The sequence below is a fragment of the Streptomyces sp. NPDC052114 genome (genome assembly GCF_040680155.1).
GTDB lineage: Bacteria > Actinomycetota > Actinomycetes > Streptomycetales > Streptomycetaceae > Streptomyces.
Genome location: NZ_JBFAWC010000012.1, coordinates 96,338 through 121,516 on the forward strand (window position 1 = coordinate 96,338; position 25,179 = coordinate 121,516).

General features: G+C 72.1%; 23 protein-coding genes. 17 read left to right on the forward strand and 6 right to left on the reverse strand.

The features are described 5' to 3' along the window. Positions 1 to 27 precede the first annotated feature (27 nt). Positions 28 to 996 carry a bile acid:sodium symporter family protein gene (locus tag AB0L89_RS26170; protein WP_365145466.1) on the reverse strand — a complete coding sequence of 323 codons (969 nt, stop codon included), beginning with the start codon at positions 994 to 996 and terminating at the stop codon, positions 28 to 30. 95 nt (positions 997 to 1,091) lie between these two features. Continuing rightward, the gene (locus tag AB0L89_RS26175) at positions 1,092 to 1,679 is read right to left on the reverse strand and encodes a pyridoxamine 5'-phosphate oxidase family protein (RefSeq protein WP_365145469.1); all 588 of its coding nucleotides are present in this window, start codon (positions 1,677 to 1,679) and stop codon (positions 1,092 to 1,094) included. A 150-nt stretch (positions 1,680 to 1,829) separates the two neighbouring features. On the opposite strand from AB0L89_RS26175, the gene AB0L89_RS26180 reads away from it, so the two are divergent. The 5 genes from AB0L89_RS26180 to AB0L89_RS26200 all read left to right on the forward strand — a co-directional run bounded on the left by AB0L89_RS26180 (position 1,830) and on the right by AB0L89_RS26200 (position 7,809). After that, complete coding sequence (locus tag AB0L89_RS26180; protein WP_365145472.1) at positions 1,830 to 3,086, forward strand: argininosuccinate synthase; 1,257 nt, start codon at positions 1,830 to 1,832, stop codon at positions 3,084 to 3,086. Beyond that, entirely contained in the window at positions 3,083 to 4,513 is a 1,431-nt protein-coding gene (gene argH, locus AB0L89_RS26185; RefSeq protein ID WP_365145475.1) for an argininosuccinate lyase, read from the forward strand. The genes AB0L89_RS26180 and argH overlap by 4 nt, the downstream gene beginning before the upstream one ends. A 108-nt stretch (positions 4,514 to 4,621) precedes the next feature. Beyond that, positions 4,622 to 5,596 (forward strand): aldo/keto reductase, encoded by a 975-nt coding sequence (locus AB0L89_RS26190; RefSeq protein WP_365145478.1) that lies wholly within the window; start codon positions 4,622 to 4,624, stop codon positions 5,594 to 5,596. A 117-nt stretch (positions 5,597 to 5,713) separates the two neighbouring features. Continuing rightward, entirely contained in the window at positions 5,714 to 6,265 is a 552-nt protein-coding gene (locus AB0L89_RS26195; RefSeq protein ID WP_365145481.1) for a TetR/AcrR family transcriptional regulator, read from the forward strand. After that, entirely contained in the window at positions 6,262 to 7,809 is a 1,548-nt protein-coding gene (locus AB0L89_RS26200) for an MFS transporter (protein ID WP_365145484.1), read from the forward strand. Before AB0L89_RS26195 ends, AB0L89_RS26200 begins: the two co-directional genes overlap by 4 nt. Before the next feature lie 23 nt (positions 7,810 to 7,832). Here AB0L89_RS26200 and AB0L89_RS26205 read toward each other — a convergent pair whose 3' ends face one another. Then, entirely contained in the window at positions 7,833 to 8,687 is an 855-nt protein-coding gene (locus AB0L89_RS26205; protein WP_365145487.1) for a helix-turn-helix transcriptional regulator, read from the reverse strand. Positions 8,688 to 8,826: 139 nt separating this feature from the next. On the opposite strand from AB0L89_RS26205, the gene AB0L89_RS26210 reads away from it, so the two are divergent. Continuing rightward, on the forward strand, positions 8,827 to 9,093 hold the full coding sequence (locus tag AB0L89_RS26210) for an Atu4866 domain-containing protein (protein WP_365145490.1): 267 nt from the start codon (positions 8,827 to 8,829) through the stop codon (positions 9,091 to 9,093). A 338-nt stretch (positions 9,094 to 9,431) separates the two neighbouring features. Here the strand turns inward: AB0L89_RS26210 and AB0L89_RS26215 are convergent, their stop codons facing one another. Next, positions 9,432 to 10,052 (reverse strand): lysophospholipid acyltransferase family protein, encoded by a 621-nt coding sequence (locus tag AB0L89_RS26215; protein WP_365145493.1) that lies wholly within the window; start codon positions 10,050 to 10,052, stop codon positions 9,432 to 9,434. A gap of 436 nt (positions 10,053 to 10,488) precedes the next feature. On the opposite strand from AB0L89_RS26215, the gene AB0L89_RS26220 reads away from it, so the two are divergent. The 3 genes from AB0L89_RS26220 (at position 10,489) to AB0L89_RS26230 (ending at position 12,821) form a co-directional block, all read left to right on the forward strand. Continuing rightward, the gene (locus AB0L89_RS26220; RefSeq protein WP_365145496.1) at positions 10,489 to 11,670 is read left to right on the forward strand and encodes a glycerophosphodiester phosphodiesterase; all 1,182 of its coding nucleotides are present in this window, start codon (positions 10,489 to 10,491) and stop codon (positions 11,668 to 11,670) included. Positions 11,671 to 11,744: 74 nt separating this feature from the next. Continuing rightward, on the forward strand, positions 11,745 to 12,272 hold the full coding sequence (locus tag AB0L89_RS26225; protein WP_365145499.1) for a sigma-70 family RNA polymerase sigma factor: 528 nt from the start codon (positions 11,745 to 11,747) through the stop codon (positions 12,270 to 12,272). A gap of 36 nt (positions 12,273 to 12,308) precedes the next feature. Then, the gene (locus AB0L89_RS26230; protein WP_365145502.1) at positions 12,309 to 12,821 is read left to right on the forward strand and encodes a GNAT family N-acetyltransferase; all 513 of its coding nucleotides are present in this window, start codon (positions 12,309 to 12,311) and stop codon (positions 12,819 to 12,821) included. A gap of 34 nt (positions 12,822 to 12,855) precedes the next feature. Here the strand turns inward: AB0L89_RS26230 and AB0L89_RS26235 are convergent, their stop codons facing one another. Together AB0L89_RS26235 and AB0L89_RS26240 are read right to left on the reverse strand one after the other, a co-directional pair. After that, entirely contained in the window at positions 12,856 to 13,287 is a 432-nt protein-coding gene (locus AB0L89_RS26235; RefSeq protein WP_365145505.1) for a hypothetical protein, read from the reverse strand. Between the two features lies 1 nt (position 13,288). Next, the gene (locus tag AB0L89_RS26240) at positions 13,289 to 13,648 is read right to left on the reverse strand and encodes a hypothetical protein (protein WP_365145508.1); all 360 of its coding nucleotides are present in this window, start codon (positions 13,646 to 13,648) and stop codon (positions 13,289 to 13,291) included. A 71-nt stretch (positions 13,649 to 13,719) separates the two neighbouring features. Here AB0L89_RS26240 and AB0L89_RS26245 point away from each other — a divergent pair, with 71 nt between their 5' ends. The 8 genes from AB0L89_RS26245 to cobT all read left to right on the forward strand — a co-directional run bounded on the left by AB0L89_RS26245 (position 13,720) and on the right by cobT (position 24,928). Then, on the forward strand, positions 13,720 to 14,367 hold the full coding sequence (locus tag AB0L89_RS26245; protein ID WP_365145511.1) for an HAD-IA family hydrolase: 648 nt from the start codon (positions 13,720 to 13,722) through the stop codon (positions 14,365 to 14,367). Positions 14,368 to 14,778: 411 nt separating this feature from the next. Further along, positions 14,779 to 15,861, forward strand: coding sequence for an ATP-binding cassette domain-containing protein (locus AB0L89_RS26250; RefSeq protein WP_365145514.1), 1,083 nt, complete (start codon positions 14,779 to 14,781; stop codon positions 15,859 to 15,861). Beyond that, entirely contained in the window at positions 15,858 to 16,604 is a 747-nt protein-coding gene (locus AB0L89_RS26255; RefSeq protein ID WP_365145517.1) for a methionine ABC transporter permease, read from the forward strand. Before AB0L89_RS26250 ends, AB0L89_RS26255 begins: the two co-directional genes overlap by 4 nt. An 83-nt stretch (positions 16,605 to 16,687) precedes the next feature. Continuing rightward, positions 16,688 to 17,527: a MetQ/NlpA family ABC transporter substrate-binding protein gene (locus AB0L89_RS26260; RefSeq protein WP_365145520.1), complete on the forward strand. Its 840-nt coding sequence runs from the start codon at positions 16,688 to 16,690 to the stop codon at positions 17,525 to 17,527. 2 nt (positions 17,528 to 17,529) lie between these two features. After that, positions 17,530 to 18,360 (forward strand): MetQ/NlpA family ABC transporter substrate-binding protein, encoded by an 831-nt coding sequence (locus AB0L89_RS26265; RefSeq protein ID WP_365145523.1) that lies wholly within the window; start codon positions 17,530 to 17,532, stop codon positions 18,358 to 18,360. Positions 18,361 to 18,524: 164 nt separating this feature from the next. After that, positions 18,525 to 19,187 (forward strand): GNAT family N-acetyltransferase, encoded by a 663-nt coding sequence (locus AB0L89_RS26270; RefSeq protein ID WP_365145526.1) that lies wholly within the window; start codon positions 18,525 to 18,527, stop codon positions 19,185 to 19,187. A gap of 176 nt (positions 19,188 to 19,363) precedes the next feature. Then, complete coding sequence (cbiE, locus tag AB0L89_RS26275) at positions 19,364 to 20,578, forward strand: precorrin-6y C5,15-methyltransferase (decarboxylating) subunit CbiE (RefSeq protein WP_365145529.1); 1,215 nt, start codon at positions 19,364 to 19,366, stop codon at positions 20,576 to 20,578. 357 nt (positions 20,579 to 20,935) lie between these two features. Beyond that, entirely contained in the window at positions 20,936 to 24,928 is a 3,993-nt protein-coding gene (gene cobT, locus AB0L89_RS26280; RefSeq protein ID WP_365145532.1) for a nicotinate-nucleotide--dimethylbenzimidazole phosphoribosyltransferase, read from the forward strand. Positions 24,929 to 25,179 lie beyond the last annotated feature (251 nt).

The window sequence follows — 25,179 nt, forward strand, 5'->3', positions numbered from 1 at the left end:
GCAGGGACGGCCCGGCGAAGCCGGTGATCAGTCGCGCGGGCGCCGTGCCATCCACGCCGCCACCAGCGCCCCCGACACGTTGTGCCACACGGAGAAGACCGCCGAGGGCAGCGCGGCCAGGGGGCTGAAGTGGGCCGTGGCCAGGGAGGCCGCGAGGCCCGAGTTCTGCATGCCGACCTCGAAGGCCATGGCCCGCGAGGCCGGCGGGCCGAGCCGGGCCAGCCTGCCCGCGCCGTAACCGAGCGCGAGCCCGAGCCCGTTGTGCAGGAACACCGCGAGGAACACCAGCGCCGCGGCCGACTTGATGGCCGCGGCGCTGCCCGCGACGACGATCGCCACGATGGCGGCGATGGTCAGCGCCGACAGCCAGGGCAGCGCCCCGAGCACCCGGTCGACGTACCGCCCGAAGAGGAACCGCACGACCAGACCCGCGAGGACCGGCAGCAGCACGGTCTTGAGGATGTCCGTCACCATCGAGCCCGCGTCCACCGGCAGGTACTCGCCCGCGAGCAGCAGCGTGAGCGGCGGCGTGATCAGCGGCGCGAGGACGGTCGAGACGGTGGCGACCGAGACGGAGAGCGCCACGTCGCCGCGCGCCAGATAGGTCACGACGTTCGACGCGGTGCCGCTCGGCGCGCAGCCCACCAGGATCACGCCGGCCGCCAGCTGGGGCGAGAGGCCGAGCGCGTGGGCGATCAGCCAGCCGAGCCCCGGCATGATCACGTAGTGCGCGACGAGCCCGAGCGCGACGGCCCAGGGCCGCTTGACCACGCCCTGGAAGTCGAGCGGGGTCATGGTCAGACCCATGCAGAACATCACGACGCCCAGCAGGTACGGGACGTTCGTGCCCCAGCCGTGGAAGGCGTCCGGCACGGCGAGGCCCAGGGCGCCCGCGGCCAGGACGAGGACGGGGAAGACGGTGACGGCGCGGCGGGCCGCCCGGTCGGCGGAGCCCGTGCCGTCGGCCGGGTCGGTGGTCGTCTGTTCGGATCGCACGGCGCGATGCAACGCCCCGGTCCCGCGCGCGTGCAACCCCGTCTCGGTATGTGGTCGCTACACGCAGAGCGCCCGGCGGCCCGTGGGTGCGGGGCTCAGGCGACGCTCGGGGGCAGCGGCAGGGGGAGTCCGGGAAGCCCGTCGATGCTCTGCTCGATGTGGTCCTTCCTGGCGAAGTACGCGCTGAGGGAGTCGTCGTCCTCGCGGGCGAACCGCTTGGCGTGCAGGTCGCGGTCCTCGTCGTACGTCATGAAGGGCACCGCGTAGCCGCAGGAGTCGCGGATGCGGTCGGCCGTCACGACGATGACGGCGCGCAGCCCGTGCGGCGTCGGGTCGATGCCGGGGAAGTGGCCGAGCAGGTCCGTGAAGCGCGGGTCGTCGCGGAAGACGGGCTCGCCGCGGCCGTGCACCCGCACGATGTTGGGCGGGCCCTGGAAGGCGCACCACATCAGCGTGATGCGGCCGTTCTCCCGCAGGTGTGCGACGGTCTCGGCGTTGCTGCCGGCGAAGTCGAGGTAGGCGATGGTCCGTTCGTCGAGGACCACGAAGGAGCCCTTGAGGCCCTTGGGGGAGAGGTTGACCGTGCCGTCGCCGGAGAGGGGCGCGGTCGCCGTGAAGAACATCGGCTGTTCCTCGATGAACGTGCGGAGCCTGCCGTCGATGCGTTCATAAGTCTTTCCCATGGCCCTGGATTATTCGCCAGAGATCCTTCGCCTGTCTAACGACTTGGGATGTCGTCTCGCGGCGTGGCCCTGCGGGGTGACCGGATTGACGAAACATACGGTGGACTGCATACTCATGCATACCGGCGAACGCACCGAGAGGAGACCCCCGTGACCGAGCGCGTCGTACTCGCCTACTCGGGCGGCCTGGACACCTCCGTCGCCATCGGCTGGATCGCCGAGGAGACGGGTGCCGAGGTCGTCGCCGTCGCCGTGGACGTCGGCCAGGGCGGCGAGGACCTGGACGTCATCCGCAAGCGCGCGCTCGCCTGCGGTGCCGTGGCGGCGGAGGTCGCCGACGCCAGGGACGAGTTCGCCGAGGAGTACTGCCTCCCGGCGATCCGGGCCAACGCCCTCTACATGGAACGCTATCCGCTGGTCTCCGCCCTCTCGCGGCCGGTGATCGTCAAGCACCTGGTGGCCGCCGCGAAGAAGCACGGGGCCGACACGGTCGCCCACGGCTGCACCGGCAAGGGCAACGACCAGGTGCGGTTCGAGGCCGGCATCGCCGCTCTCGCCCCCGAGCTGACCTGCATCGCCCCGGTCCGCGACTACGCGATGACCCGGGACAGGGCGATCGCCTTCTGCGAGGCGAAGCGGCTGCCGATCGCCACCACCAGGAAGTCCCCGTTCTCCATCGACCAGAACGTCTTCGGGCGGGCCGTCGAGACGGGCTTCCTGGAGGACATCTGGAACGCGCCGACCGAGGACGTCTACGCGTACACCTCGGACCCCGCCGAGCCGCGCGAGGCCGACGAGGTCGTCGTCTCCTTCCGGGAGGGCGCCCCGGTCGCGATCGACGGCAGGCCCGTCACCGTCCTGCAGGCGATCCAGCAGCTGAACGCACGTGCGGGCGCCCAGGGCATCGGCCGGATCGACATGGTCGAGGACCGGCTCGTGGGCATCAAGTCCCGTGAGGTGTACGAGGCTCCGGGCGCCATCGCCCTGATCGCCGCACACCAGGAGCTGGAGAACGTCACCGTCGAGCGCGAACTGGCCCGCTACAAGCGGCAGGTCGAGCAGCGCTGGGGCGAGCTGGTCTACGACGGCCTGTGGTTCTCCCCGCTCAAGCGGGCCCTGGACGGCTTCATCCAGGAGGCCGGCCGGCACGTCAGCGGCGACATCCGGATGACCCTGCACGGCGGCCGCGCGGTGGTCACCGGCCGCAGGTCCGACCAGTCGCTCTACGACTTCGAGCTCGCCACCTACGACTCGGGCGATACGTTCGACCAGTCCAAGGCGCAGGGCTTCATCGAGATCTTCGGCCTCTCGTCGAGGATCGCGGCCCGGCGCGCCGGGACGTCCTCCGCAGCAACCACCCCTACAGCAGCAGCCTTCAGCAACAGCCTTGAGGAGCACGTGCAGTGAGCAGCAACAACGGCGGTGACGTCCGGCTCTGGGGCGGACGGTTCGCCGACGGGCCCGCCGAGGCCCTGGCCCAGCTGTCCGCGTCGGTCCACTTCGACTGGCGTCTGGCGCCGTACGACATCGCCGGTTCCCGCGCCCACGCGCGCGTGCTCCACAAGGCGGGCCTGCTCACCGAGGACGAGCTGACCCGCATGACCGGCGGGCTCGACCAGTTGGAGGCCGACGTCGCCGACGGCTCGTTCGTCGGCACGATCGCCGACGAGGACGTCCACACGGCGCTGGAGCGCGGCCTCCTGGAGAGGCTCGGCGCCGACCTCGGCGGCAAGCTGCGGGCGGGCCGGTCCCGCAACGACCAGGTGGCGACGCTCTTCAAGATGTACCTGCGCGACCACGCACGGATCATCGGCGGTCTGCTCGCCGAACTCCAGGGCGCGCTCGTGGGGCTGGCGGAGGCCCACCCGGACGTCGCCATGCCGGGGCGCACGCATCTTCAGCACGCCCAGCCGGTGCTCTTCGCGCACCACGTCCTCGCGCACGTCCAGGCGCTCTCCCGGGACGCGGAGCGGCTGCGGCAGTGGGACACGCGCACGGCCGTCTCGCCGTACGGTTCGGGCGCCCTCGCCGGCTCCTCCCTCGGCCTCGACCCCGAGGCGGTCGCGAAGGACCTCGGCTTCGAGCACGGCTCCGCGGCCAACTCCATCGACGGCACGGCCGCCCGTGACTTCGTCGCCGAGTTCAGCTTCATCACCGCGATGATCGGCGTGAACCTCTCCCGGATCGCCGAGGAGGTCATCATCTGGAACACGAAGGAGTTCTCCTTCGTCACCCTGCACGACGCCTTCTCGACCGGCTCGTCGATCATGCCGCAGAAGAAGAACCCGGACATCGCCGAGCTGGCGCGGGGCAAGTCGGGCCGCCTGATCGGCAATCTGACCGGCCTCATGGCCACGCTCAAGGCCCTGCCGCTCGCGTACAACCGCGACCTCCAGGAGGACAAGGAGCCGGTCTTCGACTCCTGCGACCAGCTGGAGATCCTGCTGCCCGCCTTCACCGGCATGATGGCGACGCTCACCGTCCACCGGGAGCGCATGGAGGAACTGGCCCCGGCCGGCTTCTCGCTGGCCACCGACATCGCCGAGTGGCTGGTCAAGCAGGGCGTGCCGTTCCGGGTCGCGCACGAGGTCGCGGGCGAGTGCGTCAAGGTCGCCGAGGCCGAGGGCAAGGAGCTCGACGGCCTCACCGACGAGCAGTTCGCCAAGATCTCCGAGCACCTCACCCCCGAGGTGCGCACGGTCCTGAACGTGCCGGGCGCCCTGGCCTCCCGCAACGGCCGCGGCGGCACCGCGCCCTCGGCCGTCGCCGTCCAGCTCACCGAGGTCAAGGCGGACCTCGCGGTCCAGGAGGAGTGGGCGGCGGCGGGGAAGTGACCGGGTCACTCACCTGACCAGGTCACGTGAGTGACCGAGCCGCGCGGGTGACAACAGGGCATCGCGGGTTACGTTGACGGGGAACCCCCCTACGACGAGGAGCCCGCGATGCCCTTCGCCCGGCTGGCCACCGCCACGACCCCGACCGCGCACATAGGACTGGGCCTCGCGGCCGTCGGCAGGCCCGGCTACATCACGCTGGGCCGCGAGGCCGACCTGCCGCCCTCCCGCAGCGTCGAGGCCCTGCGCGAGCGCACCTTCGAACTCCTCGACGCCGCCTACGCTTCGGGGGTCCGCTACGTCGACGTGGCCCGCTCCTACGGCCGGTCCGAGGAGTTCCTCGCCGACTGGCTGCACGCCAGGCCCGACATCCGTGACGTCGTCGTCGGCAGCAAGTGGGGCTACACGTACACGGCCGCCTGGCGCACCGACGCCGAGGGCCCGCACGAGGTCAAGGACCACAGCGCCGCCGCGTACGCCCGCCAGCGCGCCGAGACCGCCGAGCTGCTCGGCGACCGCCTCGACCTCTACCAGATCCACTCCGTGACGCCCGAGAGCCCGGCGCTCACCGACAAGGAACTCCACGCCCGCCTCGCCGAGCTCGCGGCCGGGGGCGTCACCGTCGGCCTGTCCGTGAGCGGCCCCGAGCAGGCCGCCGCGATCCGCGCCGCCCTCGCCGTGACCGTCGACGGGGAGCCGCTCTTCCGCACCGTCCAGGCGACGTACAACATCCTGGAGACCTCCGCGGGCCCCGCGCTCGCCGAGGCGCACGACGCGGGCCTGACCGTGCTCGTCAAGGAGGGCATGGCCAACGGCCGGCTCGCCGACGCGGACGCGCCCGCCGCGCTGCGCGAGATCGCCGGGGAGACGGGGCTCGGCTGCGACGCGGTGGCGCTCGCCGCGGTGCTGCGCGAGCCGTGGACGGGCGTCGTCCTGTCCGGCGCGGCCACCTCCGTCCAGCTGGTCTCCAACCTGCACGCCGCCGCCGTCGACCTGGACGCCGGGCAGCGGGAGCGCCTCGCGGGCCTGGTGGAGGAGCCGGTGGCGTACTGGCGACGGCGTGCGGAGCTGCCCTGGCACTGAGCGCGGTCGCCCCTGCGCCGCGCGCGGAGCCGTCCTGGAGCGGGCGCGAGACGAGAAGCCCGGACCGCACGGAAAACTCGTGAGACGCCAACGTCTCAAAAGGCTTATGGTTGTCTCATGTCAGTCGATCGCGAACAGGTCCTGCGCAGCGCCGCGGCCCTGCTCACCCGCAAGTCCACATCCACCATGGACGAGGTGGCCCGCGCCGCGGGCATCAGCAGGGCGACCCTCCACCGCCACTTCGCCGGCCGTGACGCCCTCGTGCGCGCCCTCGAAGAGCTCGGCCTCCAGGAGTGCGAGGCCGCCCTCCAGCGGGCCCGGCTCGACGAGGGCAGCGCCTGTGACGCGCTGCGGCGCCTGCTGAAGGAGATCGAGCCCGCCGCGGGCCTCCTCGCGTTCCTCGTCACCGAGAACCAGCTCTTCGAGGGCGAGGAACAGCACGAGGGCTGGTCCCGCATCGACGCCCGCCTGGCCGCGCTCTTCCGGCGCGGCCAGGAGAACGGCGAGTTCCGCATCGACCTGACGCCGGTCTGGCTGACCGAGGCGCTCTACGGCCTCATCGGCTCCGCCGCCTGGGCCGTGCTGGACGGCCGTGTGGCGGCCAAGGACTTCTCGTACATGATCGCCGAGCTGCTGATCGGCGGCGCACAGCGGAGAGTGGAATCATGACCAGCACCCAGCAGCGGACCGCCGACGCGGACGTGCGCGCCCCCGGCCGCTGGCTCGCGCTCGCCGTGCTCGCCCTGGCCGTGCTCCTGGTCGCCGTCGACGCGACCGTGCTCGGCCTGGCGACGCCGTACATCAGCGAGGACCTCAAGCCGTCCGGCACGCAGCTGCTGTGGATCGGCGACGTCTACTCCTTCGTCATCGCCGGTCTGCTCGTCTCCATGGGCAGCCTCGGCGACCGCATCGGCCGCAAGAAGCTCCTGCTCACCGGAGCCGTCGCGTTCGGCGCGGTGTCGATACTCAACGCGTACGCGACGAGCCCGGAGATGATGATCCTGGCCCGCGCGCTGCTCGGTGTCGCCGGTGCGACGCTGATGCCGTCGACGCTGGCGCTGATCCGCAACATCTTCCACGACCCGCGCGAGCGCAGCATCGCGGTCGGCGTCTGGGGCGCCATGGCGTCCGCGGGCGCGGCCGTCGGCCCCGTCGTCGGCGGCTTCCTGCTCGAACACTTCTGGTGGGGCTCGGTCTTCCTCATCAACCTGCCCGTGATGGCCGTGCTCGTACTGGTCGGCATCAAGCTCCTGCCCGAGTCCAAGAACCCGGCACCGGGCCCGTGGGACCTGATCAGCGTCGTGCTGTCGCTCATCGGCATGATCGCCGTCGTGTACTCCATCAAGGAGGCGGCCGCGCACGGGTTGCGCTGGGACGTCGTGGCGTCCGCCGTCGTGGGCGTGGCAGCGCTCACCTGGTTCGTACGCCGCCAACTGACGCTCCCCGCGCCGCTCCTGGACATGCGGCTGTTCCGCAACCGCGGCTTCTCCGGGGCGGTCCTCGCCGACCTGCTGACCGTCCTCGGCCTGTCCGGCCTGGTCTTCTTCCTCTCCCAGTTCCTGCAACTGGTGCAGGGCAGGCGGCCCTTCGAGGCGGGCCTCGCCGAACTGCCCGCCGCGGCGGGCGCGGTGGCGGCCGGACTGGTCGCGGGCATGGTGGCCCGCAGGTTCTCGGTACGGATCGTGGTCGCCGGCGGCCTCGCGGCGGTGGGCCTCTCGCTCGCCGTGCTCACGGCGCTGGACCAGAGCACCGGCTATCCGCTGCTCGGCGCCTCGCTCCTGGTCGTCGGCGTCGGCGCGGGCTTCTCGTTCACCGTGACCGCCGACGTCATCCTCTCCAGCGTGCCCAAGGAACAGGCGGGCGCGGCCTCCGCGGTCTCCGAGACGGCGTACGAACTGGGCGCGGCCCTCGGCATCGCCCTGCTCGGCTCCATCGTCACGGGCGTCTACCGCGACTTCACGGCCCCGCCGGGCACCCCGGCCGACGTGGCGTCGGCGTCCCACGAATCCCTGGGCGGCGCGGTCGAATCGGTCGCGGCCCTGCCCCCGCAGCAGGCGGATGCCCTGCTCTCCTCGGCCCAGACGGCCTTCGTGGAGGGCCTGCGCCTCGCTGCGGGCGTGGGCGCGGCGGTCCTCCTCGCCACGGCGGTGGCGGCCTGGTTCCTCCTGAAGGGCCAGAAACTGGAGGACGGCATCGAGCACATCGAGCACTGAGTACTACGGGGACCCGCGCCCCGTCAGCGGCGCGGGTCCAGCCGGGGGGCGGGCCGGCGCCGGGTGGCGTGGAGGGAACCGAGCAGATCGAGGGACTGGGCACTGGGGCTGCCTGGTGCGGCGTGATAGATGACGAGCTGCTGGCCGGGGGCGTCGCGTACGTCGAAAGCCTGGTAGGTGAGGGTGAGGGGGCCGACGTCCGGGTGGAGGAAGCGTTTGGCGTCCTGGGTCTTGCCGCGCACGGTGTGGGCGTTCCAGAGGCGGGTGAAGTCCGCGCTGTGCTCAGTGAAGGTGCGGACGAGTTCACGCAGCCGTGGGCTGTCCGGGTCGAATCCGGTCGCCTCGCGAAGGTTGGCGACGGTGGCCTGTGCCGCCCGGTCCCAGTCCCTGTGGAAGCCGCGGCCCGCGGCGTCGAGGAAGGTCATGCGGGCCAAGTTGTCCGCCGGCTCGAACGGGGCGTAGAGGGCATCGGCCAGGGCGTTGACGGCGAGGAGGTCCAGGGTCCGGCTCATGACGAACGCCGGAGTGTTCGGGTAGCCGTCCATCAGCTGTCGCAGCGAAGGGCTGACTCGTTCGGCGGCGTGGGCGGAGGGCCGGTCGTTCGGCGTGGCCCCGGCCAGCCGGTACAGGTGCGCGCGTGCGTCCGCGTCGAGGCGCAGCGCGCGGCCGAGTGCGTCGATCACCTGTGGTGAGGGGGTGCGCTCGCGGCCTTGTTCCAGGCGGGCGTAGTAGTCGGCGTTCACTCCGGCCAGGACGGCGACCTCCTCGCGACGCAGTCCGGCGACTCTGCGGGCCCCGTGGCTCGTCATGCCGACGTCCTCCGGCCGCAGTCCGGCGCGGCGTGCGCGCAGGAAGTCTCCCAGGTGGTTGTCGTCCATGTGTGCAGGCTAGGCGGTGGCTCGGTGCGGTGCCTGGGTGTGCTGCACCCAGGCAGCACATGTCCTGGTTGATGGCCGCTGACCTGCGCAGACTCGGTGGAGCGGGAAGAACCGCACCGTTCGAGGAGAGGAGCCCGCCATGGCCGGGAGCGTTGAGGACGACCACGTCGACGTGGTCGGGATGTGGGTGACTGCGGATGGTCACATCCGGCAGGAACTGCTGCCGGACGGCCGCTACGACGAAGCCCGCGGCGAGCGGGCCAGCGCGTACACCGGCCGGTACACGGTGACCGGCAGCCACCTGGACTACGTCGACGACACCGGCTTCACCGCCACGGGCGACATCCGGGACGGAGTGCTCCATCACGAGCACCTCGTGCTCTACCGGGAGCGAAGCCGGTCGTAGCGAAGGCCGGGCCACGGCCGCCCCGGCACCGGGAGGCGAATCCGCCCTCGGCGGACGAAAAGGGCGCGATCCAGCGACGCGTCAGACAGCACGTATCCGGCGACCACGACCCGCAGGCCCTGGTCGTCGGCACTGCCACCGGATGATGTGACCGGAGGGACCCGAGTCGCGCAGCGGCATGTCACCTACTGTGCGGCTGGTGTCCGAGCCAGGACTCCAGGGCCCGTACGGCCCGCAGTCGACGACACCCGAGAGAGATCGGAAGACGAACGCCCGCCCCGGCGCGGGGAAGAGACCCCGGCGCCGGTGCGGGCGCACCGTCATCCAGTTCCGGGCGGCTACGCCGCCTTCGCCTTGGTGGCGTACATGTCCACGTATTCCTGCCCGGACAGCTGCATGACCTCCGTCATCACGGAGTCCGTCACCGCCCGCAGCACATAGCGGTCACGGTCCATCCCGTCGTACCGCGAGAACTCCATCGCCTCGCCGAAGCGGACCGTCACCTTGCCGGGGCGGGGCAGGCCCTTGCCGCCGGGCTGAAGCTTGTCCGTGCCGATCATGGCGAAGGGGACGACGGGCGCGCCGGTCATCAGGGTCAGGCGGGCGATGCCCGTACGCCCCCGGTACAGACGTCCGTCGGGCGACCGCGTGCCCTCGGGGTAGATGCCGAAGACCTTGCCGTCGTCGAGAACGCGCCGCCCGGTCATGAGCGCCGCGACACCGCCGCGCCCGCCGTCGCGGTCCACCGGGATCATGCCGACGCCCGTGAAGAACCACGCCATCAGGCGGCCCTTGAGGCCCTTGCCCGTGACGTACTCGTCCTTGCCGATGAAGAACACCGGACGGTTGGTCACCAGCGGCAGGATCATCGAGTCGATGAACGTCAGGTGGTTTCCGGCCAGAATGACGGGCCCGGTCCCCGGGATGTTCTCGGCGCCTTCTACCCGTGGGCGGAACATCAGGCGCAAGATCGGTCCGAGCACTGCCTTGATGAGCGCTAGACGGGACAACAGGCCCTCCGGTGTCAAGGGGTCGACGACGAGTAAGTGCAGGTGAGGACGATACTCGCGGGGCGCCGCCGATTGCACATCGGGTTCACGTACTCGATACGCAGAGTTGACCTGACTTTGCACGGTGTTGCCCTGCTCGTCCGCCCCTGTGACGACCGTATCCCCGCGGGAACGGTGTGGCCCGAAGTAGTGGTCCTTGTCACGCGGGCGCTTCGCCCTGGGTGACGGCCCTCGTGACGGGCCGCCACTTCCATGGTGCGCCCACTCGCCATGCCGCGTCATCCCGCCGTTCCGCCCGGGGTCTCCCACTCGTCACTCGCGGCCACCTACGATCGGTCCCGCTTTGTCAGGTGCAAGGCGCAGCGTGACATCGGGAGGAGCGCCAATGGCGACGCAGGAGTCGGGTCAGCAGCAGCCGGGGACGAGCCCGGGGCGGCGGGCGGTACTGGGGGCGGCGGTCCTCGGCGCGGGCACGGCCGTGGCGGGGCTGCCCGGCGTGGCGAGAGCCGACGAGCGGCACGGGGGCGGGCACGGCGGGCACGGCGGCTACAAGGACCTGCCGGTGCCCACCGTCGTCGCGCACCGGGGGACCAGCGGCTACCGGCCCGAGCACACGCTCGGTTCGTACCAGCTCGCCCTCGACATGGGCGCGCACGTCATCGAGCAGGACGTCGTGCCCACCAAGGACGGCCATCTCGTATGCCGTCACGAGAACGACATCACCGCGACGACGGACGTCTCGGCGCACCCCGAGTTCGCGTCCCGCAAGACCACCAAGTCCGTGGACGGCACCTCGCTCACCGGCTGGTTCACCGAGGACTTCACGCTCGCCGAGCTGAAGACCCTGCGCGCCAAGGAGCGCATCCCCGGCACCCGCCAGCGCAACACCCTCTACGACGGCCGTTGGGACGTCCCCACCCTCGAAGAGGTCCTGCGCTGGGCGGAGAAGGAGGGGCGCAGGCGCGGCAAGCCGGTCTGGCTGCACATCGAGACCAAGCACCCCACGTACTTCCGCAAGCTGGGCCTCGGCCTGGAGGAGCCGCTCGCCAAGCTGCTGCGCCGCTACGGCCGGCACAAGAAGAACGCGGCGAACTTCCTGCAGTCCTTCGAGCCCAGCAGCATCCAGCGCCTGGCCAAGCTGGTCTCCGCGCCGCGCGTGGTGCTCCTGTCCACCGCGAACTCCCGCCCCTGGGACTTCGTCGAGGCGGGCGACCCGCGCACCGTCGCCGACCTCATCAAGCCCGAGGGGCTGAGGTGGATGGCCGGCTTCGCGCAGGGCATCGGCCCGACCCTGGACCTGGTCATCCCGCGCAAGGCGGACGGCAGCCTCGGCACCCCGACCACCCTGGTCAAGGACGCGCACGCGGCGGGCCTGATCCTGCACCCGTACACGATGCGCAACGAGAACACCTTCCTGCCCGCCAACTTCAGGAAGGGCACCGACCCGAACGCCTACGGCGACGCCTTCGGCGCCTTCAAGGCCTACTTCGAGACGGGCATCGACGGCATCTTCTCGGACAACTGCGACACCGCGCTGCTCGCGGCCGCCGACTTCGTCAACAAGTGAGGTCGTGGCCCCGGTTGGGGTGAGAGACGGCCGCTCCGGCAACCTCGCGCCGGAGCGGCCGCGTCCCGGCGGTCATGACCTACGAGCTCATCCCCACCCTCATCCCCGCGCTCCGGCCGCTGCTCGCCGCCGAGGCGTCGGCCGAGGCGCTCGGCTCCGGTACCGACCCCGGCGACCTCGAACAGGCCGTCTGGCTGCGCCTCCTGGAGCGCCTGGAGGCCGAGGGCCCGCCCGCCGACCCGGCGCGGTGGCTGCGCGGCGCCGTCCGGACCGAGGCCCGCCGCACCCGGCACACGACGCGGCGGGAGGTGGCGTACGCGACCGAGCCCGCCGACGACACCGAGGGCGGCCCCGAACAGCGCGCCCTGACCGCCGACCGGCACCGCACCCTGCACGCCGCCGTGCGCAGGCTGCCCGGCCGCTGCCCCCGCATCATGGCCGCGCTGCTGTCCCCGAAGGACCTCACCTACCGGGAAATCGCAGGGGAGTTGGGAATGTCACAGGGCAGCCTGGGGCCGGAACGTTCCCGTTGCCTGGGATGCCTGCGCAGAATGCTGGCGGCGGAGGTTGCGGCTCCTGAACCCTGGGGAAAGGAGCGATAGACAACCGGTGGACAGGTGAGCGGGAGGCATGCACACATGGGCATGAGCGTGACCATCTCGGAGGCGGCGGGCGACGACACGGACGCCGCCGAGCAGATCCTCAAACTGCAGTACCTCTGCTACCAGAGCGAGGCCGAACTGTACGGCGACTACTCGATCGAGCCGCTGACCCAGTCCCTCGACTCCCTGCGGGCCGAACTGGACACGGGAGTCGTGCTGGTGGCCCGCCTCGGCGACGAGGTGGTGGCCTCCGTGCGCGGCACGGTCGACGCGGACGGCACGGCGCGGATCGGCAAGCTCATCGTCCACCCCCGGATGCAGCGGCACGGTCTGGGCGGCCGGCTCCTCGACGCCATAGAGCGCCGCCTCGGCGCCGCGGGCACGGCCAAGTGCTTCCAGCTCTTCACGGGCCACCGCAGCGAGCAGAACCTCCAGCTCTACCGGAAGCACGGGTACGCCCCCGTGGGCTCCCAGCGGGTGAACGACCGGCTCACGAGGGTCACCCTCGCCAAGGAGGTCGACGCGCGGTCGTTCGTGCCCAGCGCCTAGGAGTCGGCCCCGCGCCTAGGAGGTGGCCTCGCGCCTAGGAGTTGGCCCCGCGCGCCTTCCGGAGCCAGAAGACCGCCGTCACCGGCAGGATCACCGGGATGAAGAGGTAGCCCATCCCGAAGTCCGACCACACCGTGGCGTCGGGGAAGGCGGACGGTTCCACCAGCGTCCAGGTGCCCACGGCGAGTACGCCCACGAGCTCGGCGGCGCAGCACACCAGCGCCGCCCTGCGGGCCGTGTCGCCGCCGCGCACCAGCGAGTACGTGATGAAGCCGTAGACGAGGCCCGCGAGCGCCGACAGCGAGTACGCGAGCGGGGCCTTGTCGAAGTGCTGGGCGATCTGCACGACGGAGCGCGACACGGCGCCGACCACCATCACGCCGTACAGCCACACCAGCAGGATGCCGGGGCCGGTGATCAGCTTCTGCCGGGTGCCCCGGGGCTCGTTCTTCTCGGTCACCGTCACCTCAGCCTCCCCAGATGTCGTAGAGCCGCACTTCGAGCACGGCGAGGACCACACCGCCCGCGGCGACCGTCAGAGAACCCCAGCGCGTCCGCTCCGCCAGGGACATGAAGCCCGCCGCCGGCACGCACGCGAAGGAGCCGAGCAGATAGGCCACGAAGATCGTCGTGCCCTGCTCCGGGTCCTCGCCGCGCGCGAGCAGGACGATGCCGACGATCAGCTGGACCAGGGCGAGGAAGGTCACCACGCCCATGCCGATGAAGTGCCAGTCCTTGGTCGGCTGGTCGCGGTAGGCGGCGAAACCGCACCAGGCGGCGAGGGCGAGCGCGGCCACGGCGGTCGCGATCGTCAGGGCGTCAAGCATGCCCGTGACTTTATTACGGGCCCTTCGACCCGATGCGCGTGCCCCCGGGGTGCCCCGTAGGCTCGGGAACCATGAAGATCCAGGCTGACGCGCTCCTGTTCGACAACGACGGCACCCTCATCTCGTCCATGGAGTCGGTGTACCGCTGCTGGACGCGGTGGGCGCAGGAGTACGGGATCACCGCCGAGGACTTCGCCCGTGTCGAGCTGCACGGCCGCCCCGCCGCCGAGATAGCCGCCGACCTGCTGCCCGCGGAGAAGGTCGCCGGGGCCGTCGCCCGCATCGAGGAGCTGGAGGTCTCCGACGTGGCCGGGGGCGTCGTGCTGCTGCCGGGCACCCGCGCGCTCCTGGAGTCGCTGCCCATGGACCGCTGGGCCGTGGTCACCTCGGCGACGCGCGTCCTGGCCGAGGCCCGGCTCGCCGAGGTCGGGGTCCGCCCCGGCCTGGTGATCGCCGCCGACGACATCACCCGCGGCAAGCCCGACCCGGAGCCCTTCCTGCTCGCCGCCGCCAAGCTGGGCGCCGAGCCCGCGCGCTGCGTGGTCTTCGAGGACGCGCCCGCGGGCCTGGCGGCCGGCCGGGCCGCGGGCATGAGGACCGTGGCGTTGACCACAACCCACACCGCCGACGAGCTGACCGCGGACGTCGTCGTCAAGGACCTCTCCGCCGTGTCCGCGCAGGCCACGGCGGGTGGCGTGGAGATCTCCCTCGCCGACTGAGCCGGCGGTCCCGGCCGTCCACGGCCGTCCAAGGCCGTCCCATCACTGTCCGCATAGCGGACAGTGATGGTGGACAGCCACCTCACGCGTGTTTTACTTGCTCCATGACCACGACGAGCAGCCGCACCCTTGCGACCGAGGCGATGACGACGCCCGGTGCTCGTTGTATGTGTCGAATGTGCGCCTTCTGAGGGCCCCCGCACCACCGAAGAGCCTCGCGCCCCGAAGCGAAGCCCGCTGTGCCGCGCCCCCGCGTGACGTACGGAAAGTACATCGCCGCAGGGAGCGAGCCTGCCCCGCGCACACGTCCTCCGGTTCCTATCGCCACCGCGAGAACCGTGCCGCGTTCCGAACGAATGCCCCGTGCCCGGCGACACCCGCGCCGCGCACTCGACAGTGACGGAATCCCCTGTGATCACCACTTCCGGCCTCACCAAGGTCTACCGCTCACGCGGTCGTGAAGTAACCGCCCTCGACGGAGTCGACCTGCACGTCCGCGAGGGCGAGGTGTACGGCGTCATCGGCCAGTCCGGCGCCGGCAAGTCCTCCCTGATCCGCTGCGTCAACCTCCTCGAGCGCCCCACCTCCGGCACCGTGACCGTCGACGGACAGGACCTCACCGCCCTCGCCGGCCGCGGCTCGCGCGCGGGCAAGGAGCTGCGGCAGGCGCGCAGCCGCATCGGCATGGTCTTCCAGCACTTCAACCTGCTGTCCTCGCGGACCGTGCAGGACAACATCGAACTGCCCCTGGAGATCCTCGGGCTCTCCGGACAGCAGCGCTCCCGCAAGGCCCTCGAACTCCTCGACCTGGTCGGCCTCGCCGACAAGGCCAGGAGCTACCCGAGCCAGCTCTCCGGCGGCCAGAAGCAGCGCGTCGGCATCGCCCGCGCCCTGGCCGGCGACCCGAAGGTGCTCCTCTCCGACGAGGCGACCAGCGCCCTCGACCCGGAGACCACCCGCTCCATCCTCCGGCTCCTGCGCGACCTCAACCAGCAGCTCGGCCTGACCGTCCTCCTCATCACGCACGAGATGGACGTCGTCAAGAGCGTCTGCGACTCCGCCGCCCTGATGGAGCGCGGACAGATCGTCGAGTCCGGCACCGTCAGCGAGCTGCTCGCCACCCCCGGCTCCGAGCTCGCCGCCGCGCTCTTCCCGGTCAGCGGCGAGGCCACCGGTGCCGACCGCACCGTCGTCGACGTGACCTTCCACGGCGAGGCCGCCACCCAGCCGGTCATCTCCCAGCTGTCGCGCACGTACAACATCGACATCTCGATCCTCGGCGCCGCGATGGACACCGTCGCGGGCAAGCAGGTCGGCCGCATGCGCATCGAGCTGCCCGGCCGCTTCGAGGAGAACGTCGTACCGATCGGCTTCCTGCGCGAGCAGGGCCTGCAGGTCGACATCGCGGGTCAGGACGCCCCTGCCGCGCCGAAGGACGCCACGCTGCTGGCCGAGGACGACGCCACGCTGCTGGTGAAGGAAGGTGCCAAGTGACCTGGTCGGAGATGCAGCCCCTGCTGGAGCAGGCGTGTTGGGACACCCTCTACATGGTCGGCTGGTCGACGCTCATAGCCGTCGCCGCCGGTCTGCCGCTCGGCATCCTGCTCGTGCTCACCGAGCGCGGCGGGCTCCTGCAGAACGCCTTCCTCAACAAGGTGATCGGGCAGGTCGTGAACATCGCGCGCTCGATGCCCTTCATCATCCTGATGGTCGCCCTGATGGGCTTCACGCGCTGGGTCACCGGCACCACGATCGGCCGCGAGGCCGCCCTCGTGCCGCTCGCGGTCGGCGCCATCCCCTTCTTCGCGCGCCTGGTGGAGACCTCGATCCGCGAGGTCGACCACGGGCTCGTCGAGGCCGTGCAGTCGATGGGCGGCTCCACCTGGACCGTCGTGCGCAAGGTCCTCGTCCCGGAGTCGCTGCCCTCGCTGATCTCCGGCGCCACCACCACGATCGTCGCCCTCATCGGCTACTCCGCGATGGCGGGCACGGTCGGCGGCGGCGGCCTCGGCGACCTCGCGCTGCGCTACGGCTACCAGCGCTTCGAGACCCAGCTGATGTGGATCACCGTGGCGATCCTCGCCGTGGTCATCTCGATCATCCAGTTCGCGGGCGACTACGCGGCCCGCCGGCTGCACAAGCGCGGCGGCGGCACCGGCCCGCTGCTGCTGTTCCGCCCGCTGCGCGGCGTGCTGCCCGGCACCGTCGCCGCCGAGACGACCACCAAGACCGGCTGACCGGGGCCCGCCCCGGGCCCCACCCGCAGACTTCCCCGCGCACCTGAGCGGGGCTGCACCACCCATGGAGAAAGGCACTTTTCGTGCGTAACACCGCCAAGATCACCACCGCTGTCCTCGCCACCGGCGCCCTCACCCTCGGGCTCGCCGCCTGCGGTTCCGACAAGGACTCCGCGGGCGACAAGGACGGCAAGCTCGTCGTCGCCGCCACCCCGACGCCCCAGGGCCAGATCCTGGAGTACGTCCAGAAGAACCTGGCCAAGAAGGCCGGCCTCGACCTCGAGGTCAAGGAGTTCACCGACTACGTCACGCCGAACACGGCCGTTCAGCAGGGCGAGGTCTTCGCGAACTACTTCCAGCACAAGCCGTACCTCGACGACTTCAACAAGAAGAACGGCACGGACATCGTGCCCGTCCCCGGGGCCACGGTTCACCTGGAGCCGCTGGGCATCTACTCCAAGAAGATCAAGAAGCTCACGGACCTCAAGGACGGCGCCACGGTCGCCATCCCGAACGACACCACCAACGAGGCCCGCGCGCTCAAGCTCCTCGCGGACAACGGCGTCATCGAGCTCAAGAAGGGCGTCGGCTACGAGGCCACCCCGAAGGACATCGCCAAGAACCCCAAGAACATCACGTTCAAGGAGCTCGAGGCCCCGACGGTGCCCCGCAGCCTGGCCGACGTCGACGCCGCGGTGATCAACGGCAACTACGCCCTGGAGGCCAAGCCCGCGCTCAGCCCCGCCAAGGACGCCCTCGTCGCCGAGCCCGCCAAGGGCAACCCCTACGGCAACTTCCTCGCCGTGAAGAAGGGCGACGAGAACGACCCGCGCGTGAAGAAGCTCGCCAAGCTCCTCACCTCGCCCGAGGTCAAGAAGTTCATCGACGACAAGTACGACGGCGCCGTCGTCGCGGCGTTCTGATCATGCGTACGTCCGCTCTGGGCGCCGCCGCGGGGACCCTGGCCCTCGCGCTCGGCCTCACCGCGTGCGGCGCGGGCTCCGACGGCGGCTCGGCGGGCTCCGGCGACAAGCTCGTCGTCGGGGCCACCCCGACCCCGGCCGGCGAAGTCCTCGCCTACGTCCAGAAGAACCTCGCGAAGAAGGCGGGCCTGGACCTCCAGGTCACGGAGTTCACGGACTACGTCACTCCGAACACCGCGCTCCAGGAGGGCTCTCTCGACGCCAACCTGTACCAGCACACCCCGTACCTGAAGGACTTCAACGAGTCCAAGAAGACGGACCTGGTGCCGGTCACCGAGGTGTACCTGCCCCCGATGGGCGTGTACGCGAAGAAGACCAAGGACGTCGCCCGGCTTCCCGAGGGCGCGACCGTGGCCGTTCCGAACGACACGACCAACGAGGGCCGGGCGCTCCAACTGCTCGCCTCCAAGGGCGTCATCGGGCTCAAGAAGGGCGTCGGCGGCACCGCCACGCCCGAGGACATCACGTCCAACCCGAAGAAGCTCACCATCAAGCCGCTCGACCCGGCGCAGCTGCCGCGCTCGCTCGACGACCTCGACGCGGCGGTCATCAACAACAACTTCGCGCTCGACGCCGGGCTCAGCCCCAAGAAGGACGCCATCCTCCTGGAGTCCGCGAAGGGCAATCCCTACAACAACGTCCTCGCCGCCAAGAAGGGCGACGAGGACGACCCGCGGATCAAGAAGCTGGCGAAACTGCTGACTTCGCCCGAGGTGAAGAAGTTCATCGAGGACAAGTACGACGGATCCGTACTGCCCGTCGAGGCGGGCTGAACGGCCTCCCGCGCGCGGGACGCATACAAGACATCGACGGGGTCCGCTCCTGGCACGGGAGCGGACCCCGTGGTGCGTGTGCGGGCGGACATGTTGCATGCTGGTCACTTCAGAAGGCCCGAAGGTCAAGGTCCTTCAGGTCTATGAAGGTTATGGAGCGGCGCATGAACAGAGCCTCCTCGGGGTCCTCGGAGTTTCCCGACATCTCCATCAGCACGGAGCGGTTGGTGCTGCGCCCCCTCGAAGAGGCGGACGTCCCCGCGTACGCGGAGATGATGAACGACGAGCTCGTCACGGCCTGGACCTCCGTGCCCCAGCCCTACACCGAGGCCGACGCCCACGCGTGGATCACCCGCCTCGCGCCCGCCGAGCGCTCCGAGGGCCGCGGCATCGTCCTCGCCGTCACCGAGTTCCTCACCCAGCGCCTTGTCGGCATCATCCAACTCCGGGGCACCGACTGGCGGGTGCGCGCCACCGAACTCAACTACGTCGTCGCGCCCTGGGCCCGCGGCGAGGGCTACGCCTCCGAGGCCGCGCTCGCCACCGCCCAATGGCTCTTCAACGACCAGCAGTTCGAGCGCATCGAACTGCGCACCGCCGCCGACAACACCGCCGCCCAGCAGGTCGCCCAGAAGATCGGCTGCATCAGCGAGGGCGTCCTGCGCGGCGCCTGGATAGCGCGGACGAGGAACGGCGGCGACCCCTTCGGCGGCTGGCTTGAGCTGCGCACCGACCTGATCGTGTGGAGCCTGCTCCCCGAGGACCTCGAAGGCGTCTCCGAGACCCTCGCCGACAGCGGGTTCTCGGCCTACTCCGACTGGAACTGACCGCCTTCTCCGACGGGCACCGAGCCCTTCGACCCTGGCGCCCGCGGGCACATGCGCCCCTCGGGCGCTCCCGGGTCCCAGCAGGTACGCTCGCCCCTGGCCGCGTGCGCGGTTGCCCCCTTCCGCAGCTCCCGCCCCGCACGGACGACCCGCGAGAACCCAGGAGACAGACGACGATGGCCGACCGGGTCACGGTGATCGGCTGGGACGGTACGCCGCTGACCGCAGCGGCGCGCTCCGCGCTCAGCGCCGCGACGCTGGTGGCGGGCGCCGCCCACCACCTGGCGCTGGACGAGCTCCCCGCCCGCGCCGAGCGGATCCGCCTCGGCAGCGTGAGCCTGGCCGCCCGCCGCATCGCCGCCCACCGCGGCACCGCCGTCGTCCTCGCCGACGGCGACCCCGGCTTCTTCGGCGTCGTACGTACCCTGCGCGCCCCGGAGTACGGCCTGGAGGTCGAAGTGGTGCCCGCCGTCTCCTCCGTCGCCCAGGCCTTCGCCCGCGCGGGCATGCCCTGGGACGACGCCGAGGTCGTGGTCGCCCACCGCCGCACCCTGCGCCGCGCCGTGAACGTCTGCCGCGCCCACACCAAGGTCGCCGTCCTCACCTCGCCCGGCGCGGGCCCCGCCGAACTGGGCCTCCTGCTCCAGGGCGTCCACCGCACCTTCGTCATCTGCGAGGAACTCGGCACCGACCGCGAGCAGGTCTCCGTGGTCACCTCCGACAAGGCCGCCGACCACAGCTGGCGCGACCCGAACGTCGTCATCGTCATCGGCGGCACCGCGCCCGCCGCCGACACCGGCTGGATCGCCGGCCGGGAACCGGCCGCCGCGACGCGCGGCTGGGCGCTGCCCGCCGCCGAGTACGGCGGGGACATCTGGCTCGGCGAGGGGGAGACCGACCGGCTGCGGGCCGCCCAACTCGCCCGCCTCGGGCCGCGCGTGGGCGACCTCGTCTGGGACATCGGCTGCGGCAGCGGCGCCTTCACCGCGGAGGCCGCGCGCTTCGGTGCCGCCGTGATCGCCGTCGACCGCGACGCCGACGCCCTCGGCCGCACCACGGCCGCCGTGCGCCGCTTCGGCGTCCAGGCCCAGACCGTGCACGGCGTCGCCCCGCACATCCTCGAAGACCTTCCCGAGCCCGATGTCGTACGCGTCGGGGGCGGGGGAGCCGCCGTGGTCTCCGCGGTCGCCGACCGCCGTCCCGAGCGCATCGTGACGCACGCCGCGACACGCGACGCGGCCGAACTCATCGGCCGGGACCTGACCGAGCACGGCTACACCGTCGAGTGCGCGCTGCTCCAGTCCGTGGAGCTCGACACACGTGCCTGGCGCGAGGAAAAGCGGACGGTTGTGTTCCTGCTCTCGGGGCGGTTGCCGGACCGCTCCCCGTGACCCTGTGGGCGCACGGTGCGGGGTAGGCTGGCCGATCGTTGTACTGCACCCGGGTGCCCAGCAGTTCGTTGGTCAATGTCCGGAAAGCTCGCCCGTTTTGAGGGGTGTGTGTGGTACGGCAGGACCGGAGGACGCGCAACGTGGCGCAGTCCACAGCGGGCCGTGGCCGATCAAGCTGCCGCGGCGGCGGGCCGACCGGGACAATGCCTGTTGTCCGGTCTGCGGTTCGTGCCGCGTGGCGCCCACGCTCGTTGAGGATGACGGGCGGTTGGTGCGCCGCTCCGGGCAATGGGGCCACCCCGGCCGAAGGCTGAGGGGCGGTCGAAGAAGCACTAACCGATGGGCGAGGGGTTACGCATGACCGACACCGGCCAGGTCCCGGGCGAGGGACTGCCGGAGGGCGCAGGCAACGGTGTACCTACCGGGCCCGTGCAGGGCGTGGGGGCGCAGCAGCCGGGCGTTCCCGCACCGGGTGCGTACACCTTCGTGGACCCGGCCGACCCCTCCGAGAACACCGCCGACGAGGACGACCTGCTGCTGATGCCGGGCGCCCAGGGGGCGTGGAGCGAGACGCAGGGGGCGCTGGGGCTCCCGGGCCAGCTGCCGGGGCACGCCCAGGCGCCCGGCCATGGGCCGTTTCCGGCCCAGGGCCAGGGTCCCGCGGCCGGTCAGGGGCAGGCCGCGCCTGTCGCGCAGGCCACCCAGTCCGCCCACCAGCCGGGTCCGCACGAGACCTCCGGCCGGGACAGCGGCTCGGTCGACCTGACCGGCGTCCGGATGCCCGGCGCCGCGCCCGCGCCGGCGCCGTCCCACCCGTCTTCCCCCCGCCGCCCGCTGCACCGCGGTCCCTCGGGCCCCGTCGTGCCGGACGGCGCGGCCAGCCCCGTGCGTTCGCTCGCCGACCGGGGGCCCGCCGGGGCGACGCCCCCGCAGCAGCACCCCGCACCGGCGCGGCACGCGGGACCGCCCACCGGGCCCGAGTACCTCGACATCCCGCGCGACGAGGCGGGCCTGCCGGGGCCGCAGCTCGGTGAGATCCCGCAGGGGGCCGCGCCCTGGTCCCCGCAGGCACCCCAGGGACAGATGCCGCAGCCGCCCCAGGCACCGATGCCTCAGGGCCCGATGCCTCAGGGGCACGGTGGCCAGGAGGCCTATCCCGCATCAGCAGAAACGGTCGTCCCAGGAGACGCGGGGGCCGCAGGCGTCGCTGGCGGCCCTGCCGCCACGGACGCACCGGACGCTCCGGGTGCCCCGGACGTCACACAGGCCCCGCAGTTCACCGACGTACCTCAGGCCGCTGACGCACCGCAGACTCCTGATGCCGCCTTCCCCGGGCAGCCCGTCGAGCTGCCCGCCCAGGCCCAGGCCCAGTACGCCGCGCAGCAGGGCGGCGAGCAGTACGGCGAGCAGTACGGCGCCGGGCAGGTCCCGTCGGCGGAGCAGCAGTTCGCTCCCGCGGAGCAGCAGTTCGCGACGGGGGAGCAGCCGGCGTTCGCCCAGGCTGTGCCCGCCGCCGTGGGCCAGTCCCCGTTCGCCGTCGCCCCCGCGCAGCCGTGGGACGGCGCGCAGGTCCCGCACGCCGATGCCGGTCAGGCGGCCTTCGCCCCGGACGCCTTCCAGGGCGCGCCCGAGGGTCCCGTCGGTGTCGCGCACATGCCCGAACCGCAGACCCCGCAGGACGCCGCCCCCGCGGACGCGTCGTACCCCGGCGAGCCCGACGGCGGCCAAGGCGGCCAGCCCATCGGCCAGTTCGTGCCGGTCGAGGGCACCGTTCCGACCACGCCCCACCTGGCGCCGACGCCCCCGCGCCCGCTGGTCGTCCCGCCGGAGGTCCTGGCCGCCGAGGCCCAGGCCCAGGAGGCAGCCGCCCCGGACGCCCAGGCAGCGGTCGCTCCGGACGCCGAGCAGCTCGCGACCGCCGAGCCCCTGCCCGCCGACGCGCAGGCCGAGCCCGTCGATCCGGCAGGCGCCGCCCCCGTGCCCGTACCGCAGCCGGAGGCACCCGAGGCCGCGGTGCCCGGGGCCGTGACGCCCGAGGCCGCGCCCGCCGAGGGCCCGGTGGCCGTCGCCGAGGACCCGCACGCCGCGCCGCAGGGCGCCGCCGTGCCCGCCCCGCGCGACGCCGCCGAGCAGGCCCCCGCGCCGGACGCGTCCGTCCAGGAGGACGGCGCGGCAGAGGCGGCCGAGGCGACGGCCGACCCCGCGGAGGCCGGCCGGCCCGCCGTGTCTCCCGACACCCCGCAGACCCCGCAGGCGATGCCTGCGTCCTCGGTGGCCGACCGGGCCGAGTTCCCGGCCGCCCCCGAGACGGCCGACCCGGCCGAAGAGTTGGACGAGGCCGACGACGTCATCTCGTTCGAACCGATCGACGCGAACGAAGTGACCGAAGTGGCCGAAGCACCCGAGATGGCCGAAGCGCCTGAAGCACCCGAGACGACCGGGGCTCCCGAAGCCCTCGCCGCCGCACCGGAGGCCCCCGTGCCGACCGGAGCCCCCGAGGCGCAGGACGGCGCCGAGGTCCCCGAGCTCCTCGACGCCGAAGCGGCCGAGGTGGCCGAGGCGACGGACGCCGAGTACGCCGACGAATCCGCGTACCCCGAGCCCGTGCCGTCCCCCGGCACCGCCGCCCCGGGCTACGCCGACGCCGAGCGCGAGGCCGTGCTGCGCGTCATGCGCGAGCGCCGCGACATCCGCAACGGCTTCCGCAACGACGCCATCCCGCACGAGGTGCTGCTCCGCGTCCTGGAGGCCGCGCACACCGCCCCGTCGGTCGGCCACTCCCAGCCGTGGGACTTCGTCGTCATCAAGTCCGCCGAGACCCGCCGGACCATGCACGAACTGGCCATGCGCCAGCGCGACGCGTACGCCAAGTCCCTCCCCAAGGGCCGTGCGAAGCAGTTCAAGGAACTGAAGATCGAGGCCATCCTCGACACCCCGGTGAACATCGTCGTCACCGCCGACCCCACCCGCGGCGGCCGCCACACCCTCGGCCGGCACACCCAGCCGCAGATGGCCCCCTACTCCTCGGCGCTCGCCGTCGAGAACCTCTGGCTCGCCGCCCGCGCCGAAGGCCTCGGCGTCGGCTGGGTCAGCTTCTTCGACGAGCGCGAGATGGTCCGCGCCCTCGGCCTGCCCGAGCACCTCGAAGTCGTCGCCTACCTCTGCGTGGGCTACGTCGACGAGTTCCCGGACGAGCCCGAGCTGATGCAGGCCGGCTGGTCCAAGCGCCGCCCGCTGTCCTGGGTCGTCCACGAGGAGACGTACGGCCGGCGCGCCCTGCCCGGAGAGGACCCGCACGACCTGCTCGCCGAGACCGTGGCCAACATCCGCCCGCTGGACGCCAAGGCGCTCGGCGAGGCGTGGGAACGCCAGAAGCGCATGACCAAGCCGCCGGGCGCGCTCGGCATGCTGGAGATCATCTCCGCCCAGCTCTCGGGCCTGTCCCGGATGTGCCCGCCGCCGATCCCGGAGCCCGCGGCCGTCGCGATCTTCGCGGGCGACCACGGCGTGCACGCCCAGGGCGTCACCGCCTGGCCCCAGGAGGTGACCGCGCAGATGGTCGCCAACTTCCTCGGCGGCGGCGCGGTCTGCAACGCCTTCGCCAACCAGGTGGGCGCCGAGGTCTGCGTCATCGACGTCGGCGTGGCGAGCGAGCTGCCCGCGACCCCCGGCCTGCTGCCCCGCAAGGTCCGCGCGGGCACGGCCGACATGACGACCGGCCCCGCCCTGACCCGCGAAGAGGTCAAGGCGGCCGTCGAGGTCGGCATCGAGACGGCCCGCGACCTGGTGGCGGCGGGCAACAAGGCGCTGCTCACCGGCGAGATGGGCATCGCGAACACGACCGCGTCCGCGGCCCTGATCTCCGTCTACACCGACACCGACCCCGCCGAGGTCACCGGCCGCGGCACGGGCATCAACGACGAGATGCACACCCGCAAGATCGAGGTCGTGCGCCGCGCCCTGGACCTGCACAAGCCCGACCCGGCGGACCCGATCGGCGTCCTCGCGGCGATCGGCGGCCTGGAGCACGCGGCGATGGTGGGCCTCCTCCTCGGCGGCGCCTCCCTGCGCACCCCGGTGATCCTGGACGGCGTGAGCGCCGGCGCCGCCGCGCTGGTCGCCCGTGCCATCGCCCCCGAGGTCCTCGCGGCCTGCATCGCGGGCCACCGCAGCGCGGAGCCGGGCCACGTGGCGGCCCTGAACAAGCTGGGCCTGCGTCCCCTGGTCGACCTGGACCTCCGTCTCGGCGAGGGCACCGGCGCCCTGCTGGCCCTCCCGGTGGTCCAGAGCGCGGCCCGCGCGATGCACGAGGTGGCCACGTTCGACTCAGCAGGCGTCACCGAGAAGTAGGGGGGAGCGCCTGCCCGCGGACCTGGGCAGACGTTCCACAGGCGGTGCCCACCCTCTGCCGTCCCCGTTTGTGGGCAGGCGTTCCGCGCGGCGGAACGGGTGGGCACCAACGCCCACGGCCCGCACACGAAAGCGGGCCTGGGGCGAAGCCCCAGTTTTCGGGAAGGGGCGGGCTTGGGGAAGAGAACCCCACCCCGCCCCAGCCATACTGAACCCGCACGTCACCCCACCCGCCGCCCCACCGTCGCAGC